Genomic DNA, 18700 nt, shown 5'->3' with positions numbered 1-18700 from the left:
CACATCGTTGCGCGCGCTCGTCCCGGGCGACGTGTTCCGCGTAACGTGGACCGGCACCTTCCTCGCCGCCCGATCCGGCCCGCATCTGTTCTCCGTTGCGTCCGACGATGGGTCGCGGGTGTGGATCGACGGGCACCTCGTGGTCGACAACGGCGGACTCCATCCGCGCACGTGGCGCTTCGGCGTGCGCGACATCACCGCTGGCCGGCATGCCATCAGGATCGACTACGAGCAAGCCGGCGGCGACGCATACCTCGACACGTGGATCGGTCAGCCCGGCGGACTGTCGCGTCGTCTCGACGCCACGCGTCGTCTCTTCGCGACGGGCGACACGTCCCTCGGCGTTCGCGTCAGTCGATGGTTACGCGACTGGCTGCCGTGGCTGACGACGGCCGCGGGCTGCGGGGCCTACCTTGCGCTGCTCCTGGCGATCGGCGTACGCGCGTTCAGGACAGTCGAGCGCCTGGCCGGTCTGCCGCGTGCGGGGACAGCCCTGGCCCTCGCGCTCGCCATCGCCGCCATGCCGATGGTGTGGGGGCTCTGCTGGGGCCTGCCCGCCGACGTCGATGGCTGGGCGCCCGACGAACTCACGCCGGAACGGCTCCTCGACGGCATCGCCGCACGCTTCGTCGCGCCGTGGGCCTCGATCTATCCGCCGCTGCACTTCTACATCCTGGCGCCCCTCCCGACGATCATCGAGACGGCATCGGCCGCAGACGGCTGGGTGGCGAGCGCGTATCCGGGGACCTTCGTGCTGCACGCGTCGATGCGTGCCGTGACGGTCCTGATGGCGGCCGGCTGCCTCGCGTGGCTCTCGTTGATGGTGCGTCTGCACGGCTCGGCCCGCGAAGGCCTTGCAGCGGTCGCGGCCGCCGCGTCGTGCAGCACGCTCCTCTACTACGCGAAGACGGCCAACGTGGACGTGCCGTATCTCTACTGGACGCTGGCGTCGTGTACGTGCGTGGCCGCGCTGGCACGGTCGTGGTCGCCGCGGCTGGTGTGGCTCGCGGCGTTCTTTGGCGCCTGTGCCGTCGGCACGAAGGATCAGGCCGCGGGATTCCTGCTGTTGATGCCCGCCTGGCTCATCGTGCTTCGGCGGCAGGCCGTCACGGATACCGCGGACACACCGTGGCGTACCGCGCTGTTCGATCGCGTGTGGGCGCAGGCGGCACTGGTCGCCGCAGGTACGCTCGCGGCCATCTATCTCGTGCCGTTCGACTGGACGACGCTCCCGCGACACATCGAGGTCGCGCGCGTGGGGACCTATGCCCCGATGGTGCCCGCGACGCTTGCGGGACAACTGCGCCTGCTCGCGCTCGAGTTCGAGCTGCTCTCGTTCATGTTCGGCATCCCGCTGTTCGTCCTGACGGCGGCGGCCGTCGTGTGGGCCACGCGGGAACGTCGCGGCCTGGCCGTGGCTGTCGCCGTGCCACTCCTGTCGTACGCCGGGCTGTTCCTGCCCGTCATCCGCTACACGTACGACAGGTTCCTCCTCGGTGTGGCGGTGCTCCTCGCCGCGCTCGCCGGCCCGTTCGCCCTGCGACTCTGGCGCGAGCGACAATGGCGCCCGGCCGTCGCGATACTTGGTGCACTCGGGATCGCGTACACCGCTGGACACGCGCTGACAGGTAACGTCCTGATGACGCGTGACTCGCGCTACGTGGCCGAGCGCGTGCTCATCGATCGCGCTGCGGCCCGGCGCGAGCTCGTCGGGCTCCTCTCGCCGCGTACGTACCTGCCGCGCACCGACACCCTCCCCGTCGTGGACCTCCAGGCGTCGGCCGAGGACGTGGCGCAGTGGACCCCTGCCGTGCTGGTCTTCGATCGCGCCTGGATGAATCGCTACGACGCGCGTGATCCGACGGGCTTCCAGATGCGGACCGCGCTCGAGGACGGCACACTCGGATATGGGCTGCGCACGGCGTGGCAGGCGCCGGTGCCGTGGTGGGCGTTCCAGGCCCATCCCGCCTACCTGTCGCGCTACACGCAGCTCGGCCTGACCAATCTCGACAAGATCAATCCACGGATCGAGATGTGGGAGCGACGAATGCCGAATGTCGAATGACGAATGCTGGTGTCCGGTGCCCGGCCGTGTTGCTCCGGTCCGGTGAGGCGCGGTACGCTCAAGGGCTCGGGACGTCCTGACCCGTCGATACCTGTATGCCCATGCGTGTCCTGCTCCTGGTGATGCTGCTGTGCTGCAGCACTGATGCGTTCGCACAGAGCGCCAGTACGTGGTTCCTGGCCGAAGGCGCCAGCAACGCCATCTTCGATGAAGACATCCTCGTCGGGAATCCGTCTGGCGCGGCGCTCACCGTGAGCGTCCAGTTGCTCCCCGGCAGCGACGCCATCTTCACGGGTCCCAATCCCGTCACGTTCACGCTGCCGGCCACCGGCCGTCTCACGGTGAACCTGAAGCAGTCGTTCCCCGGCCTGAACGGTGCCGCATCGGCCCGCGTCTCCGCCGTGATCAAGGGCACCGACACGCCGGCCGACATCATCGTGGAGCGTAGCCTGTTCTTCCCACAGGATGCCGTGCCCTATGGAGGCGGATCGAGTGCGAGTGGCACCACGGCACCTGCCACGCGCTGGGTCCTCGCGGAAGGGTCTGGCGGCATCTTCCAGACCTTCATCCTCCTGGCCAACCCCGGAACGACGCCCGTCACGGCCGACGTCACATACCTGCGCAGCAACGGTTCGACCATCACCGTCAACAGGGCGATCCCCCCAGGGGGCCGCGAGACGTTGTGGCCGACGTCCGAGGAGCCACTCGCCAGCGAGGGGTTCTCCACGGTGGTGGAGGCCACGGGTCCCATCGTGGCCGAGCGCGCGATGTACTTCGACTCGCTGAAAAGCGGGCACGACGAGCTCGGCATCGCGGAACCGAAATCCACGTGGTACTTCGCCGAGGGGTTCACGGGCGGCAATCCCTCGATCGCCTTCGAGACGTTCATCCTGATCGGCAACGACGCCGACACGCCGGCGCAGGTCACGGCCACGTACTACCTCGACGCCGGCACGCCGATCACGAAGACGTACACGGTCGGCAAGAAGAGCCGCTTCAACATCTGGACCGACGCGGAACGCGATGGCGAGGATGGTCCGCTCCTGCTGCCGGGCGTGTCCTTCTCCGTGAAGCTCGAGAGCACGATCCCCATCGTCGCCGAGCGCGCCGTGTACTGGGGTACGCCGAGCGCGACCGACCCCACGCGTCCGGTCTTCCCCTGGAAGGAGGGCCACGCTGTCGCGGGGATCGAAGCGCCACAGACGACGTGGGCGTTCGCCGAGGGACGGCAGGGCGGCGATCCGTCCGGCGCGACGTTCGACAGCTTCTTCCTGCTGGTGAACCCGAACGCGTCGCCCATCCAGGTGCGCGCCACCTTCGTCACCGAAGACGGGCGCGGCGTCGTCGTCACGGTGCCAGTGGCGGCCAACACGCGCACCAACATCTGGCCCGTCGTACAGGGCGGCACTGCAGACCCGGACTACGCGCTGTTGAACGGCCGGCGCTTCGCCGCGTTCCTCGAATCGGTGGGCGACTCGCCGCTGCCATTCGTCGCCGAGCGCGCCATGTACTGGAACGACTTCACGGGCGGCCACGCCAACGGCGGCACGCCATGGACCGGCGCCATCACGGCGCCCGCGAACAAGCCTGTCGCCGTCAGCCTCACGAGCATGGCGCCCACGTCAGGAAGGCTGTCCGGAGGCACGTCGGTGACGATCACCGGCTCCGGGTTCGGCGGCACCACCGAGGTGTACTTCGCGGGCCAGCGCGTGCTGCCCTCATCGGTCACGTCAACGGAGATCACGTTCACCACGCCGGCACGAACGCAAGCAGGTGGTTACGGAAACGCCGGGCCCGTGCCCGTGGCGGTCCTGACCAACGGCCGCTACATGAACGCGCCGAACTTCACGCGCTACTTCAGCATCCTGGCCTTCGGCGACAGCATCACGTGGGGCGTGACCAACAAGATCGTCGCCGGCCAGAAAGTCGATTTGCACGTCGACCGCCCGTACCCGCTCGTGCTGAGAAACGGGTTGCGCGCGGTACCGCAGTACGGCCAGTACGTACTCGTGACCAACGCCGGCTGGCCCGGTGAAGCGATTGTTCCTGACGGCGAGACACGGGCGGCCCGCTGCACGGCCGGGCTACCCAACTGCTTCTATGCCGAACCGCCGCCCAACGGTGCACAGCCGCGTCCAGCCGACTATCTGGCACCCCACGACGTGATCGTCGTATTGGAGGGCGTCAACGATTTGAACGACGGGCGTACACCGGAACGAGTGCGCGATTCGCTGCGCGTCGTCACGCAGGACGCCAAGGCGAAGGGCCTGCGCGTGCTTCTCACACGCTTCGATTCCTATGGCATCAACGAAGCCACCGGTGAGCCCGCCGTGGACCTGTGGGCCGCCGAGCAACTTGGAAACCTGACGTACCTGCTGGCCGAAGAACAGCAGGTCCGGCGCGAGCGCTTCGTCCTCATCGACATGTGCCCTGACGGTCTGCACCCCACGCAGTGGGGTTACGACAGGATGGGCGAGATCATCGCGACCAAGCTGATCGCCAACTTCCCGAAGTAGGGGCGTCGCGGCAACACGCGGATGACCAGCAGCGCGGCGAGGATCGCGGCGTAAGTCGCGGGTTCGCGCAGGTCGTTGCCCTTGACGATCCAGAGCAGGTGGATCACGCCGCAGACGGCCGCGACGTAGACGAGTCTGTGGAGGGTCTGCCAGCGACGTCCGAGCCGGCCAATCCAGCCCTGCGTCGAGGTGATGGCCAGCGGCAGCAGAAGCAGGAAGCCGGCGACGCCAACCGTGATGTAGCGGCGCTTCGCGATGTCGGCGGCGATGGCGTTGACGTCGAAGAACTGGTCGAGCACCACGTAGGTCGCCAGGTGCAGGCAGACGTAGAAGAACGCGAACAGCCCCAGCAGTCGGCGCCACTGCACGACCCCGTTCCATCCGGTCAGCCGCCGGATGGGCGTCACCGCCAGACTCACGAGCAACCAGCGCAACGCCCACTGCCCCGTCTGGTCGGTGATGTCGTCGATCGGATTCGGGCTCAACCCGCCGAACACCATCCGATACACCAGCCACGCCAACGGCGCGAGGCAGACGATCCAGATCAGCGGCTTCAGACGACGTGCAGTCAGCATCCGTACGAATCCACCTCACCCATCACGTGAGCGCAGCGACGTGTGCGCGGGTGGCGCCGGACGGGGCCGCCCCGCCCGTGCCGACGAGCCTCTCCCGTACGAGTGCACTTGGCGAGGAGGACGGGTGGGGCTGTCCGGCGACAGGACCCGCGCATCACCACAACCGCTCGCACATGGTCCTCTTCAGAACTCCCGCTTCAGGTTCATGCCGGCGTAGAGCTTCGCGACCTGGTCGGCATAGCCGTTGAACATCAGCGTCTCGCGACGGAAGAACTCGCCGATGCGGCGTTCCCTGGCCTGGCTCCAGCGCGGATGATCGACCTCCGGGTTCACGTTCGAATAGAACCCGTACTCCTGCGGCGCCGAGCGATTCCATGACGTCTGCGGGCGCCCCGCCGTGAGCCTGAGGCGCACGATCGACTTGATGCTCTTGAAGCCGTACTTCCACGGCACCACGAGACGGAGCGGCGCACCGTTCTGGTTCAGGAGCGTCTTGCCGTACAGGCCGACGGCGAGCAGCGTCAGCGGATGCTGCGCCTCGTCGAGGCGCAGGCCCTCCTTGTACGGCCACTCGAGCACGGGATAGCGGAGGCCGGGCATCTCCGACGCGCGGTCGATGGTGGTGAACTCGACAAAGCCCGCTTTCGACGTGGGTTCGACCAGCTTCAACAGGCTCGCGAGCGGGAACCCGACCCACGGGATGACCATCGACCACGCTTCCACGCACCGCAGGCGGTAGACGCGTTCCTCGAGGGGGAAACGCGTCAGCAGATCCTCGATGGTGTACGCGCCTGGCTTGCCGACCTCGCCGTCGATCTTCACCGTCCACGGCAGCGGCTTGAACCTGCCGCTGTGGGCCTTCGGGTCACCCTTGTCGGTACCGAACTCGTAGAAGTTGTTGTAGCTGGTGATGTCCTCGAACGAGTTGAGCTTCTCGCCCGTCGTGCTCAGCGGACTCTTCGTGACGCCGGTGAGCGCTGTCTGTGCGTGCGCGTCGCCCACCATCAACGCGCCGGCCAGCCCGCCAGCCGCGACACCGACGGACGACTTGATGAACGCCCGTCGATCGAGGTACAGCCGCTCGTCGGTGATCTCCCGCGCCGGAATCTGCGTCGCCCTGCGAATCAGCATGCGTCCCTCGCTGTCACGACCGCCCGTCACGGCGGTCCAACCACCAGTATGCCTCGACGCCAGTGCCAGGCCGCTCCTTCGGCAGCCTCGCGTCCGTGGCACACTGGGCGGCGCCTCGTGACCGATACGCCCGTCACCCTGCTCTTTGTCGCCTGGAACGCCCGCGCACACCTGCCGGCGGCGCTCGACGCGGCGCGCGAGACGGGCTGGCCGGTGGTCGTGGTCGACAACGCCTCGACGGACGGGACGGCCGACATCGCACGCGCGCGTGCCGGCGTGCGCGTCGTGGCGTCTGACAGGAACCTCGGCTTCGCCGGTGGCGTGAACGCGGGCTTGGCCGCCACCGACACACCGTGGGTGCTGGTGCTCAACCCCGACATCCTCGTCACGCGCGACGCGATTGCGCGCCTGCTCGCCGACGCGACCGCCGACGACGGTATCGCGCTGGCCGGCGCGCAACTGGTCGGCACCGATGGGCGTCCGCAGCCGGAGTACAGCATCCGCCGGTTCCCCACACTGGCCACATGGGCAGTGGATCTGCTGCTCATCGATCACGTCTGGCCGACAAACCCCGCCAGCGCGCGGTACCTGGCCACCGATCTCGACCGCGATCGCGACCAGGACGTCGACCAGCCTGCCGCGGCGTGCCTGCTCGTCCGTCGCGCGGCGTTCGACGCCGTCGGCGGCCTGGACACCACGTTCCACCCCGCATGGTTCGAGGACGTCGATTTCTGTCGCCGCATCGCCGTGGCGGGCTGGCGCATCCGTTACGTCGCGAGCGCGCGCGTGGTCCACGAAGGCGGCGTGGCAATGCGCGCCATCGGCCTCGGCTCGTTCTCATCGATCTGGTATCGCAACCTGCTCCGCTACGTCGCCAAGCACGGCGGGTTCGCGACACGCGTCCTGATCCGCCCGCTCCTCATCGCCGGCCTCGCGCTGCGCATCACCCTGAGCCTGCTCCGCGGCCGTCCCGCGGAGGCCCGCGCCTACGCCGCCGCACTGCCTGTCGCCTTGCGTCGGGTAGACTCTCACGCACGGGAATGCGTGTCGTCGCGCTACTGACTGTTCTGCTCGTGGTGCCCGCGATCGCGTCGGAGCGACAGGGCGCGGCGGGCCGTTCCGTGCTGCGCGATCGCGGTCCGCAGGACCGCGCGGCGTTCGTCGCGTGGTTCACGCTGCTTGCCGACGCACAGTTCTATCGCCCCACCGCCGACGTCAGCGATTGCGCGGGACTCGTCCGCCACGCCGCGCGCGAGGCGCTCCGGCCGCACTCGCCCGAATGGCTGCGGCGCATCGCGATTCCAGGCGGCCACGTGCGTCCCGAACTCCGCGTGCCGCTCACGACCGACGCAGACAGCGTGCCGCTGTTCCGCGTCTCCGCCGACACCCCGCCGCGCTACGCCGAGTTCGCCGACGCGCGCACGATCCTTCGCCTGAACGCGACGTTTGTCAGCCGCGACGCCTCGGCCGCACGGCCCGGCGACATCCTCGCATTCCACCAGGCAGGCCAGCGCTACCCCGAACACCTCATGGTGTTCGTCGGCCGGTCCGCCTTCGAACCCGATCGCGCCGACTGGGTCGTCTATCACACCGGCCCCGACACGGCCACGCAGCAGCCGGGCGAGATGCGCAAGGCATCGCTTGCGGATCTGCGGCGGCATCCGGCACCCCGCTGGCGCCCGACCGCCGACAACCCCGCGTTCCTCGGCGTCCATCGTTTGAGGCTTCCATGACCACGTCTTCTCTCCTCGGCCGCACGGTCGCCGTCCTGCTGGCGCTCATCGCGCTCGTGACGCCTCAGCGGGCGCACGCGCAGGACAACGACGAAGCCGCGCGCCCGGCCGACCAGCCGGCGTTCTCGCTCTCGAGTAGCGAGATCTTCACCACGCAAGCCGCGCCGTACGTGACGCTCACCTTCGAGCGCCTCGGTTCGCTCGACTTCCGCATCTATCGCGTCGCCGACGCGTCCGCCTTCTTCGCCACACTCGAAGACGCGCACACACTCGGCAGTGACACCTACACGGTGCCCACCGAGCAGACATGGCTCGAGCGCCTCGCCTCATGGAAGGCGAGCCGGCGCTCGGACCTCCAGTCGTTCCTGCGGCGGCAGACCAGCCGCCAGTACCGCCAGCAACGTCGCGCCGGCGCGGACCAGGCCCTCGTCCAGCGCCGCGTACAGCTCGGCCTGACGGCCTACGCGCAGGTCCCGCTGCTCAACGACAAGCAGGTCGTCGCCTCGTGGCGCGAGATGCTCCCGCGACTGGCCGACACCGACGTCCGTCGCATCCCGATCGAAGTGACGCAGCCCGGCGTCTACCTCGTCGAAGCCGTCCACGACACGCAGCTCGCCTACACGATCCTCATGGTGTCCGACGTGGCGCTCGTCACCAAGGTCGCGCCGGGCACGATGCTGGCCTACCTGGTGGACCGGATGCAGGGCACGCCCGTCGACGGGTGCGCGGTGACGGCGATCGCCGACAAGGCCACCATCGGCACGGCGCGTACGGACGCGCGCGGTCTCGCCGCGATCCCTGTCGGCGCGATCACCGCCGACGACATCATCACCGTGGCCACGTGCGGCGAGCAGGCAGTGGCCAGCACACCTCCGTCGTACGGTCTCGGCACGACGGGACGGGAACTGGTCGCGCACGTCTTCACCGACAGGCCGATCTACAGGCCCGGACACACGGTGAAGGCCAAGGCCATCCTGCGATGGCGCACGGGGATCGCCATCGAGCCGTTCGACGCGCAATCGGTGGAGATGACGATCACCGACAGGACGGGACGCGTGCTGCAGCGGGTACGCCGCGACGTCGACCAGTTCGGCGCCGTGGACACCGAGTTCGCGCTTCCCGCCAGCGCGTCGCTCGGCGTCTACTCGGTCGAGGTCCTCACGGGCGAACACAAGGCCAGCGGCTCCTTCGAGGTCGAGGAGTACAGGAAGCCCGAGTTCGAGGTGAACGTCACGCCCGCGGTGAAGCTCGCGCGTCAGGGCGGGAAGGTCGAGGTGACGGTCAACGCGCGCTACTACTTCGGTCAGCCCGTGCGCGACGCCGAGGTCAGGCTCGTGGTGCAGACAGGGCCGTACTACTCGCCGCTCAGATGGGTGGACAGCGACAGCGAAGGCAACGACAGCGGCGGCTACTTCTACGGCGGCGACGAGCGCGAGACGCTGACCGCCACACTCGACGCGCAGGGCCAGGCACGCTTCACCGTGACGCTGCCCGAGAGCGACACGTCCAGCGACATGCAGGTGCGCTTGGAAGCCCGCATCCGCGACGCGAGCGATCTCGAAGTCTCCGGCAGCGGGATGGTCGTGGCCACGTGGGGCGACTTCCTCGTGGCCGCGCGCGCCACACCCTATGTCGCCAGGCCTGGCACGACGATCGCCGCGCGCGTCCGCGTCGTCGACTACAGCGGCGGCGGCGTGGCGGGCGTGCCCGTCGCGCTGCAACTGGTACGCACCGAGTGGGACTGGTCCGCACAGGAGCAGCGCCGCGAGGTGATCACGACCGGCACCGCGACAACAGGGCGCGACGGGCGGGCCTCGTGGGAGACGAAGGCACCGGCGTCGCCGGGGAGCTACCTGATCGAGGCGCGCGCGATGTCGGGCGACCGTGAGGTGGCAGACAACACGTACATCTGGATACCCGGCGCGACCGACCAGACATACGAGAGCGACAGCGAGTCGTTCGAGCTCATCGCCGACAAGGCCACGTACGCGCCGGGCGACACGGCACGCATCGCCGTCCGCGGCACCGCGCCATCGACGCCGGTCCTGCTCACCAAGGAAGCGCGCACGCTCACGTGGTACGACGTGCGTCAGCCGACGACAGACGGCGTCTTCGACGTTCCCGTCACCGACGCCGACATCGGCGACACGTGGGTCAACCTGCTGTACCTCCGGGACGATCGCGTCTACTACGCCGAGAAGAAGCTGCGCGTGCCGCCCGCCACGCGCGCCCTCACGATCGAGGTGACGCCCGACAAGACCGTGTACCGGCCGGGCGAGCCCGGGGTCTTCCGCGTCCGCACGCTCGACGCCGCTGGCGCACCGGTCCAGGCGCAGATCGCGCTGGGTGTCGTTGACGAGGCGTTGTACGGCGTACGCCGCGACACGACGCCCGATCCGCTGCGCGTGTTCTATCGCACCGAGTACAGCCACGTGTCCACCGACTACTCGCGCCAGTACTACTTCATGGGGTACTCGGGAACGTTGCGGATGCAACTCGCGCAGCGCCGGCGGCCGCTGTCGCTCGCGGACTTCAAGGGCGACACGCCGGAACGGCCGCGCGTGCGCAAGGACTTTCCCGACGCGATCTACTGGAGTCCGTCCGTCGTGACGGCCGCGGACGGGACCGCCACGGTGCGCGTGGCGTATCCCGATTCCTTGACGACATGGCGCCTGACGGCACGGGCCGTGACGCGCGACACGAAGGCAGGCCTGGCGCTCAGCCGGACGATCACCACGCGCGACCTGCTGCTGCGCGTGGTGCCGCCGCGTTTCCTCACCGAGCGCGACGAGGTGCGCGTGCCGGCGATCGTGCACAACTACCAGGAAGGCGGCGCGATCCCCGTCTCCGTGTCGATGACGGCCTCAGGGCTCGACGCGGCCTCGTCCGGCGCGCAGGGCGTGACGGTTTCCACCGGTGGTGCGGTGCGCACCGAGTGGGCCTTCACCGCGACGGCACCGGGGTCCGCCACGGTGACGGGCACGGCCACGGCCGCGTCCGCCAGCGACGCGATGGAGGTGACATTCCCCGTATTGCCGTTCGGTGCGCGGCGCGACGTCGGCGTGTCGGGCTCGACGGCGGCGGGCGCGTCGCGCGATGTCGCGATCGACATTCCCGAGACGTCCAATCCACTCGCACGTCACGCCGTGGTGAGCCTGATGCCGTCGATGGCCGGCTCGCTCCTCGGCGCGCTCGACGATCTCGTGAACTACCCTTACGGCTGCACCGAGCAGACGGTCTCCTCCTTCGTGCCCAACCTCCTCGTACTGCGCACGCTCGATCAACTCGAGCTCGCACCAACCGAGCGCATGAGCATGCTGGATCGCGTGTCGCGCGCCGGCGTCGACAGGCTCGTGCGCCTGCAGCATGGCAACGGCGCCTGGGGCTGGTGGGCGACCGATGACGATCACCCGTTCATGACGGCTTACGCGTTGTATGGCCTGCTGGAAGCACGGGGTGCGGACGTCCAGGTGCCGTACATGGCGCTGCAGAACGGCACCACGGCGCTCGCCCGCCTGCTCGCGGCCACGCCGGCGATGGTGCCTGAACTCGAGGCCTACGGCGCGTATGTGCTCGCGCGCGCCGCGGCGGCAGACATGCTGCCGCGACAGGACGGCTTCGAACTGGCGGCGTTCATCGACGGGTTGTGGCAGCGCCGCAGCGACATGACGCCATACGGCCAGGCGTGGCTGCTGCTCGCGCTGCACGAGCGGAAGGACGCGCGCGCCGGCGAACTCGCCGGCATGCTGGCCACGCGCGCGCAGACGCGCGGCGATCTGGCGTGGTGGCCGGCGGAGAACGACCCACTGCTGGGCGACTGGGGCGACGCCACGGCCGACGCCACGGCCGCCGCCGTGCAGGCACTGGCCGCAGTGCGACCCGATGATGCGCTCGTCGAACCGGCGGTGCGCTGGCTGCTGGCCAACCGCATGGGCGGGATGACGTGGAACAGCACGAAGCAGACGGCGATGGCGCTGTATGGTCTGCTCGGCGCGATGAAGGGACGGCAGGAGCGGCCCGCACCGGTGACCGTCACCGTGACGGTTGGCGGGCAGTCACAGCGCGTGGACTTCACGCCCGCCGACTGGACGCGCCCCTTCCCCGCCATCGTCACGCTGCCCGTTCAGGCCGGCAAGACACCCGTGACGATTGCCTCGACCGGCGGGCCCGTCTACTGGACCGCGAGCGCGCGCTACTACGACACGAGCGAGGGTCTGGAACGCACGGGTACGCGCAAGCTCGCGTTGAGCCGCAAGTACTTCTCACTGACGCCCGTGGAACGGCGGGGCCGCGTCGTGTACGACGAAGTGCCGTTCACCGGAACCGCGAAGCCTGGTGACCTGATCCTCGTCAGGCTCGTTGTCGCGGGCTCGAATGACTGGCGGTACCTGATGATCGAGGATCCGATCCCCGCTGGTGCGGAAGCCGTCGCCAGGCCGGATCTGCTCGATCTCGCCAAACCGCCGCAGTGGACGTTCGGCTCGCATCGCGAGTATCGCGACGACAGGGTGGCGTTGTTCCTCGACGCGCTCGAAGGACGTGCCGAGTTCGCGTACCTGCTGCGCGTGACAACGCCGGGACGGTTCCGCGCGATGCCGGCACAGGTCACCCCGATGTACGTGCCCGGCGTCTACGCGTCGAGCGCCGCAGCCACGCTCGACGTGCCGAGCGCACAGGAGCCCGAGTGATGATCGCCGCCCTCATCAGGACGACGCTGTGGGTCGCCACGATCGACGCGCTGGCTGGCGCGACGCTCCTCGGCTTCCTCTACACGCCCGAAGCCAACGTGCTGATGCTCACGCTGTCTGCGCTGCTGGTGCTGCTGGCGGTGATGCTGTTGGTGCTCGGATCGGCGTCCGCGTCGCACGCGCTGGTGCACGACAGCAGGCCGTGGCCCAGCCTGCTGCCTGCCGCGCGGCGCCTGCCGCTCGCACTCCTCGCCATCATCGTCATCGGCGTGATCGGCGCGGGCGCGGGCTGGGTCGAGCGGTGGTGGATGGGTCACGCCGGCGAGTTCGACGCCGCGGCGATCGCGGCAGGCGACATCACGCGGACCGGCGGTGTACACACCGCGGTGCGGTGGGTCGTCGCGTTCGTGCAGTGGGTGGTGGTTCCCGCGTGGTGCGCTACTACCCTTGCGTGGATCGCCGCCTACGAGTGGCGCGACGTCCTCACGATGAAGTGGCTCACCGCCGCCTTTCACTGGCGCGTGCTCGGCATCGCGACGGTGGCAGTCGTCCTGCTGGTCTGGGCGCCATGGCAGGCGGTGTACTGGCGTCCGCGCGCCCTGCCCGCATCCACGGTCGAAGCCGTCTTCACGGCCGTCAAACTGGGCGTGATTTACCTGCTCACCCAACTGGCGTGGGCGGCACTCCTGCTGACCGCCGCCACGCGCGTGCAGAGGAATGCCGAGGTGCCGAGCGTGCCGGGAATGCCGCCCGCCTGACGGTAGGGCCGGCCCTCATGGCCCGGCCCCGCTCATGCGGACGCCAATCATCCGATTGCCCGTTGCCGGTTGCCGGCCTACCTGTCCATCTTCAAGTCCGGTACGCCGAACTTGCCCTGCATCTTGCGCAGGCGCTCGAGGTCGATCGAGCCGACGATGTTGACAACGGTGATGCCGCGCGGCTCGACTGACAGGACGGCGATACCGCCGGGCCTGTCGCCGTTGCGCCACAGGTAGACCGCGACGTCCGTCTTGTCTGCCGACGACTTTGCCGCGACCAGCCGCGACCACTGCCCCATGCCGAGCTGTCGCCGCACGCCATCGAGGACCGACGGGTCGTACGCACCGTCCCTGTCGTACGTGAAGCTCTTCACGTAGATCCCTTCGAGCGACGCGATGAGCGACTTGACCTCGCCTTCATCGCCGCTGCCCGACATGAACGCCGCCGCCAGACCGAGCAGCGCGCGATCGACAGACACGTCCACCACGTCGACGGCGCCCGTCGAGAGCCGTGACATGTCCGGCAACTGGAGCAACTGCGCTCGCGCCGGTACGGCTGCCAGCACCGCGGTCATCACCACTGCACACTTCACGATTCGCTGACGCATCACTGTCTCTCCTGGCAGGATCGGTCTTCCCGACCACAGTCGGTTCTCAACGTTCGCTCCGGTCGGGTCGGCCCTCGGAGCCCGACCGTTGGCTGTCTGTTGCCGCGCCGCCTCGCGTGTCCACGGGACGCACCACGCGACGCTGCGCCGAATCGAGCTCGCGACTGGCGATCTGCAGCGCCAGCAGCACCTGCGCGCGCGCCGCGAGCGCCTCTCGACGCACCTGGTACTCGCGCCACGCCAGTGGCCCCCCGAGGACGGCCAGGATGGTGGCGGCAATCGCCAGCCATCGCGTGACGCGCGCAACGGGGCGCCGGCGCGCCGACACAGCATCGCGTTCGACGCGCGCGCGCACGCGCTGCGCGAAACCGTCCGGTGGATCGACTGGCGCGAGGGCACGGCGGAGACGGGCATCGGGGTTCATCGGCGTTGCTCCCGCTGCAGGCGCGCACGCAGCACGAGCAGGCCGCGGCGCAGGTGGCTCTTCACGGTGTTCAACGACATGTCGAGGGCGTCGGCGATCTCGGTCGGTGCGAGATCGTCCATGTAGCGCAGCATCACCACGACGCGCGCACGAGGGGCCAGTCGGGCAAGAGCGCGGTGCACCAGGCGATCCGCAAGCGGATCGGATGGTGCCGCGTCGACCTGGAGTTCGGCGATGTCTTCGAGCGAGCGAGGCACGCGCCTGGCGCGCAGCGCGTCGATGACGCGATGCGACGTCGTGCGTCGAAGCCACGCCCCGAGGTGCGCGCCGGACGCGATGCGTGGCAGCGCGGTGTGCAACTGGAGGAAGACGTCCTGCGCGACATCCTCGGCCGCCATCTGGTCTCGCAGGCCGTGCCACGCCAGCGTGTAGACCGTGCGCTGGTACCGTCGCACGAGCGCCTCGAAGGCGTCGAGGTCGCCTGCGCGCGCGGCATCGAGCAGGCGCTGGTCCCTGTCGGCACGGGCGGGCGGCGTGAGGATGGCGGCTGGGGCGTTCATGCGCTCACCAGGCCTATACGAGCGTGAGGGTCATCGAGGGTGCAGCAGCGTGCGCCAGCCCGCGACTCCGGCAGGGAGGGCGGCGGCGGCGCAGGCGGCGGCAGCGGCGTAGACCTGGCGCATGGCGTCGAGGCTCCCCGGCCGTCGCAGTTCCTCGTCGGTCGGACACGCGTCCGACTGTCGGCCCAACGTTCCGCCGCCATGTACTTCATGCGACAACGCGTGACCTTCCCCCAAGGGTCGCGCGACAAGATGAGCCAATCCCTCCGACATCCACAGGGGGGCATCTGTCAGTGCCTCACTCGTCAGGATATGCACGACCTCATGTCGCCACGTCGTGAAGAATGCCTCGCCCGCGCGTGCACCATCGGTCCCGGTTCCCATCGATGGCGGCGGTGCCAGATCCACGCGCCACCGCCCGTCTCGCACGGCTCGCGCATTCGCGGCCGTCCACCACGCGCGCCCCGTCGTCCGCTGATACGCTTCGCGCGTCGGATGGACCACGACCTCCACAGCCCGCGACGTCGTCACCGCCAGCCGCACGCGCACCCCGGCCAGATGCGTGAGCAACGTCTGACGCAATAGCGATCCCTCCGACGCGCGTGCCGCCGGAAGCCGCAGCGTCAGGCGATCCTGCTCCGCGCGCAGCACCGCATCGGGCGCATACGCCGCAAGCACGCGGTCCACCGACACGCCATCGGCGGCAAGCGTCGACGCGCCGCGCAGGCACACACCGGCGCCGTGCCCCTTTCCGCGCCCGCTGAAGCGATACCCGCGGGCCGTGCGCGTGACGGCCCACGCATGGCTCTTCAACACATCCCAGCCAATGCGTCGCCCAACGATGTGCCTGAAGGTCGTGGCGTCGATCTCCGACGGTACGAGTCCGTCGAGCGCCAGCCGCGACGGCACGCCGTCGGCCGCGTATGCGGCCACGCGCAGGTCACGCAACTGATCCCCCCGATGTCCGGCGTCCTGCAGGGCACGTGTGAGCGCCACTGACGCAACGTCGCTCCTCCACGTCTCCACGGCGTGCGCGCCGGGATCGACTCCCGTGCGTGTGCGCGCGGCAGCCTCGCCACCCCACACGTCGCGTGGCGACACCAGGATGCCGCTGCACGACGCCGAATACGGCACCGCAACCGTCGTCCCCCTTTCGGTGAGGACCACGCCGCGCGTCACCGCCGCGGCATCGCGGCTCCACGTCGTGGATGCACCGAACACCTGGCAGTGCGTGCTGTCGCACACGTCGTATCCGTCGCGTGCGTGACGCCCCGGCGATGCGCGGACGTAGCTGCGCGCAAGGATGGCGAGTGCCTGCTGCGCAACGGCAGGCATGTCGTGTGTGCCCTCGGCGGCGACAACGCCAGCGACATACGTCTCGATCGGGACGTCGTCCACTGCCGGTCCGGACGTGTCGGGAGCCATCGTCCTCACGCGCCCCACGCGGACGTGCGCATCATCGTGCCGGTCCACGTCGTCCCAGATCGCACGCGCGATGCGTGCCGCATCGCGCCCCGCCACGCCAGGCGCGCGCACCACGATTGCCTCGTGTCGCTCGGGGCGCCATGCCACGACGACCCCTTCCTGCCCTCCCTGCGCCCCGATCGTCGTCGCCGTCTTGGCCAGCGTCAGCGACGAGGGATCGCGCAGGCCGACGGCCGTGCCTGTGCTCGCCGCGGCAACGACGCCGCGTCTCACGAGCGACGCCTGCGGCGTACTCGCGTTGTCGACCATGGCCGCGAGCGCCGTCGATGCCCACGCGCGCGCCGACACACGTGGGCCGTCGAGACCGAGTACCACGAGTGGCATCGGTGCCTCGGCACCGAGCGTCACTGCGCCGTGCGACAGGCGCCGCAGCGTCGACGCGAGGCCGTGGCGATCGAGCCGTCCCGCGAGCGTGACGAAGAAGTGATTGCACGAGTGCGCGATCGCCTCATCGAGCGTGAGCGGCCTGCCGAGATCGGGATGCACGCAATCGACGCGGCGTCCACGCACGACGAGCGCACGCGGACAGGCGATGCGCGTGTCGTCCGAGACGATGCCCTGTTCGAGTGCGGCTCGCGCGGCGACGAGCTTGAAGAGCGAGCCCGCCAGGATGGGCTCGTCGAGCCGCTCGGCCTTGTTGGAGTCCACGACGTCGCCGCCGGGCCATCGCAGGCGCGCCCATGCGGCGCGCGTCGATGCGTCGATCAACGCGGCGTCGTCAGTCCGGTCCGTGCCAGGGAGATCGCCCGCGGCTACGCCAGGGGTCAGAGCCCCTGGCGTCCCTCCGGACGTTGGCCTCCGTGTGGAATCGGTCGATGGCGCTGGCCGATCGACGCTGGAGCCGCCGCACGCCGACACGGCGCAGCACGCCACGACGAGCATGCCGCGCAGGAGTCGCGTCAGCAGTCGAGGAAGGTGCGGATCTCCTGCCACATCTCGTCGAGGTGGGCGAGCAGTTGGTGACCGTCCTGGAGCAGGCGCAGCGAGACGTTCGGCCGGCCCTGGCAGAACTCCATCACACCCTGCGGCTTCACCACATCGTCCTGCATGCCCTGGAAGATGAGCGCGGGGACGTTCACCGGCGCAGCCGCCGCCGGGTATGCCAGCGCGTCGCGGTAGAACTCGTAATGGAGCGGTTTCACGACGTTGTCGCCGTAGTGGAAGAAGTCGCGCGTGCCCGCGCGCTCCCACTCGTCCACCACCCCGGGTCCGAAATCTTCCTTGCGGTTCCGGCCGAACGTGACCGCTGGCGCCAGCAGGACGATTCGGCTCACGGGATGCTGCGGCAGCAACAGCGGCAGGCGCGCCGCGGCGTGCCACGCCAGGAACCCGCCCATGCTCGAGCCCATGAGGACAACTGGCCCTGGCGGTCCCTGTGCCACCACGCGCCCCACATCGTCCAGCATGCGCGTCACGGTGAGCGTACTGAAGTCTGGCGCATTGAGGTCGGGCGCGACCAGGGGAATCCCCACCTCGGCGAAGCGGCTCGCGAAGTACTGCGCCTTGCTCGACTGCGCCGAGGAGGCGAACCCGTGCAGATAGACGACGCGGCCGATCAGATCTGTCCCTTGCACCCGGGCCGGCACTGGCAGGCGATCTCCGCCGTGCCGCCCGTGTAGTAGTCGTAGGTCAATTCCTCACCGGCCTCGATCGTGCGGCCCGCGCGGATCCAGATGATGCCGTCGACGATCTGGCTGTACGCGTTCGGCTTGCACGCATGGTTGATGAAGCGCGAGACGTTGCCGCCATACATCGCGTCGACCGCCCAGCGCGTGCTGAGTTCGAAGCACCAGATGCAGCCCTTCTCGAGGTACGCCACCTCGCGGCCGTGGCTCTCCCTGGACGGCACGAGTTGTCCACCGTAATAGATGATGCGCTTGTTCTTGGGAATGCGTTCGAGCGCGAAGACGCCCCAGCCGTGTACGCCGCTCCTGCGACGTTCGATACGCGGCAACGGGAGATCGTCGGGCAGCTTGACGATGTGGCCGGCCACGCGGGATCGCAACTTGATGCGTGAGCCGTCGATGACGAGCGGGGCGTGTTCGAAACGTGGTGCCGAGGTCGTGGACTTCGTGGTCGTGGACTTGGTGTGTCCCTTGCGGGACGTGACGCGCTGAGCCAACCAGTTGCCTCCGTCAGGACAAGCGATTGTAGCAG

At 69.2% G+C, this 18700-nt stretch carries 14 protein-coding genes; 6 read left to right on the top strand and 8 right to left on the bottom strand.

What is annotated here, in order from left to right; translation table 11 throughout:
• Positions 1-2065, top strand: a 2065-nt coding sequence (locus IT182_14110; protein MCC6164480.1) for a hypothetical protein, incomplete at its 5' end; no start/stop codon positions are given.
• A gap of 95 nt (positions 2066-2160) precedes the next feature.
• The gene (locus tag IT182_14105) at positions 2161-4581 is read left to right on the top strand and encodes an IPT/TIG domain-containing protein (protein MCC6164479.1); all 2421 of its coding nucleotides are present in this window, start codon (positions 2161-2163) and stop codon (positions 4579-4581) included.
• On the opposite strand, the gene IT182_14100 is transcribed toward IT182_14105, so the two are convergent.
• Both IT182_14100 and msrP read right to left on the bottom strand, forming a co-directional pair.
• Positions 4524-5156, bottom strand: a complete 633-nt coding sequence (locus IT182_14100) for a sulfoxide reductase heme-binding subunit YedZ (GenBank protein MCC6164478.1) — start codon at positions 5154-5156, stop codon at positions 4524-4526. The two genes, IT182_14105 and IT182_14100, sit on opposite strands and share 58 nt — an antisense overlap.
• Before the next feature lie 183 nt (positions 5157-5339).
• Positions 5340-6287 carry a protein-methionine-sulfoxide reductase catalytic subunit MsrP gene (gene msrP, locus IT182_14095; protein MCC6164477.1) on the bottom strand — a complete coding sequence of 316 codons (948 nt, stop codon included), beginning with the start codon at positions 6285-6287 and terminating at the stop codon, positions 5340-5342.
• Between the two features lie 117 nt (positions 6288-6404).
• On the opposite strand from msrP, the gene IT182_14090 reads away from it, so the two are divergent.
• From IT182_14090 to IT182_14075, 4 genes are read left to right on the top strand one after another with little or no spacing between them, the layout of a single operon-like run.
• Entirely contained in the window at positions 6405-7349 is a 945-nt protein-coding gene (locus IT182_14090) for a glycosyltransferase family 2 protein (GenBank protein MCC6164476.1), read from the top strand.
• Positions 7328-8020, top strand: a complete 693-nt coding sequence (locus IT182_14085) for a DUF1175 family protein (protein MCC6164475.1) — start codon at positions 7328-7330, stop codon at positions 8018-8020. Before IT182_14090 ends, IT182_14085 begins: the two co-directional genes overlap by 22 nt.
• Positions 8017-12708 carry a hypothetical protein gene (locus IT182_14080; GenBank protein ID MCC6164474.1) on the top strand — a complete coding sequence of 1564 codons (4692 nt, stop codon included), beginning with the start codon at positions 8017-8019 and terminating at the stop codon, positions 12706-12708. The genes IT182_14085 and IT182_14080 overlap by 4 nt, the downstream gene beginning before the upstream one ends.
• Positions 12708-13466, top strand: a complete 759-nt coding sequence (locus tag IT182_14075; GenBank protein MCC6164473.1) for a hypothetical protein — start codon at positions 12708-12710, stop codon at positions 13464-13466. The genes IT182_14080 and IT182_14075 overlap by 1 nt, the downstream gene beginning before the upstream one ends.
• Positions 13467-13543: 77 nt before the next feature.
• Here IT182_14075 and IT182_14070 read toward each other — a convergent pair whose 3' ends face one another.
• The 6 genes from IT182_14070 to IT182_14045 form a co-directional block, all read right to left on the bottom strand.
• A complete protein-coding gene (locus IT182_14070) occupies positions 13544-14074 on the bottom strand; it encodes a DUF4252 domain-containing protein (GenBank protein MCC6164472.1) in 531 nt (176 codons plus the stop codon).
• A gap of 46 nt (positions 14075-14120) precedes the next feature.
• Positions 14121-14498, bottom strand: a complete 378-nt coding sequence (locus IT182_14065) for a hypothetical protein (protein MCC6164471.1) — start codon at positions 14496-14498, stop codon at positions 14121-14123.
• Entirely contained in the window at positions 14495-15058 is a 564-nt protein-coding gene (locus tag IT182_14060; GenBank protein MCC6164470.1) for a sigma-70 family RNA polymerase sigma factor, read from the bottom strand. The genes IT182_14065 and IT182_14060 overlap by 4 nt, the downstream gene beginning before the upstream one ends.
• A gap of 30 nt (positions 15059-15088) precedes the next feature.
• Positions 15089-17251, bottom strand: a complete 2163-nt coding sequence (locus tag IT182_14055; GenBank protein MCC6164469.1) for a SpoIID/LytB domain-containing protein — start codon at positions 17249-17251, stop codon at positions 15089-15091.
• 191 nt (positions 17252-17442) lie between these two features.
• Positions 17443-18117 carry an alpha/beta fold hydrolase gene (locus tag IT182_14050; GenBank protein MCC6164468.1) on the bottom strand — a complete coding sequence of 225 codons (675 nt, stop codon included), beginning with the start codon at positions 18115-18117 and terminating at the stop codon, positions 17443-17445.
• Entirely contained in the window at positions 18099-18665 is a 567-nt protein-coding gene (locus IT182_14045; protein ID MCC6164467.1) for an SET domain-containing protein-lysine N-methyltransferase, read from the bottom strand. The genes IT182_14050 and IT182_14045 overlap by 19 nt, the downstream gene beginning before the upstream one ends.
• Positions 18666-18700 lie beyond the last annotated feature (35 nt).

Source organism: Acidobacteriota bacterium, from assembly GCA_020845575.1.
GTDB lineage: Bacteria > Acidobacteriota > Vicinamibacteria > Vicinamibacterales > Vicinamibacteraceae > Luteitalea.
This window is presented reverse-complemented; position numbering and strand designations above follow the sequence as displayed.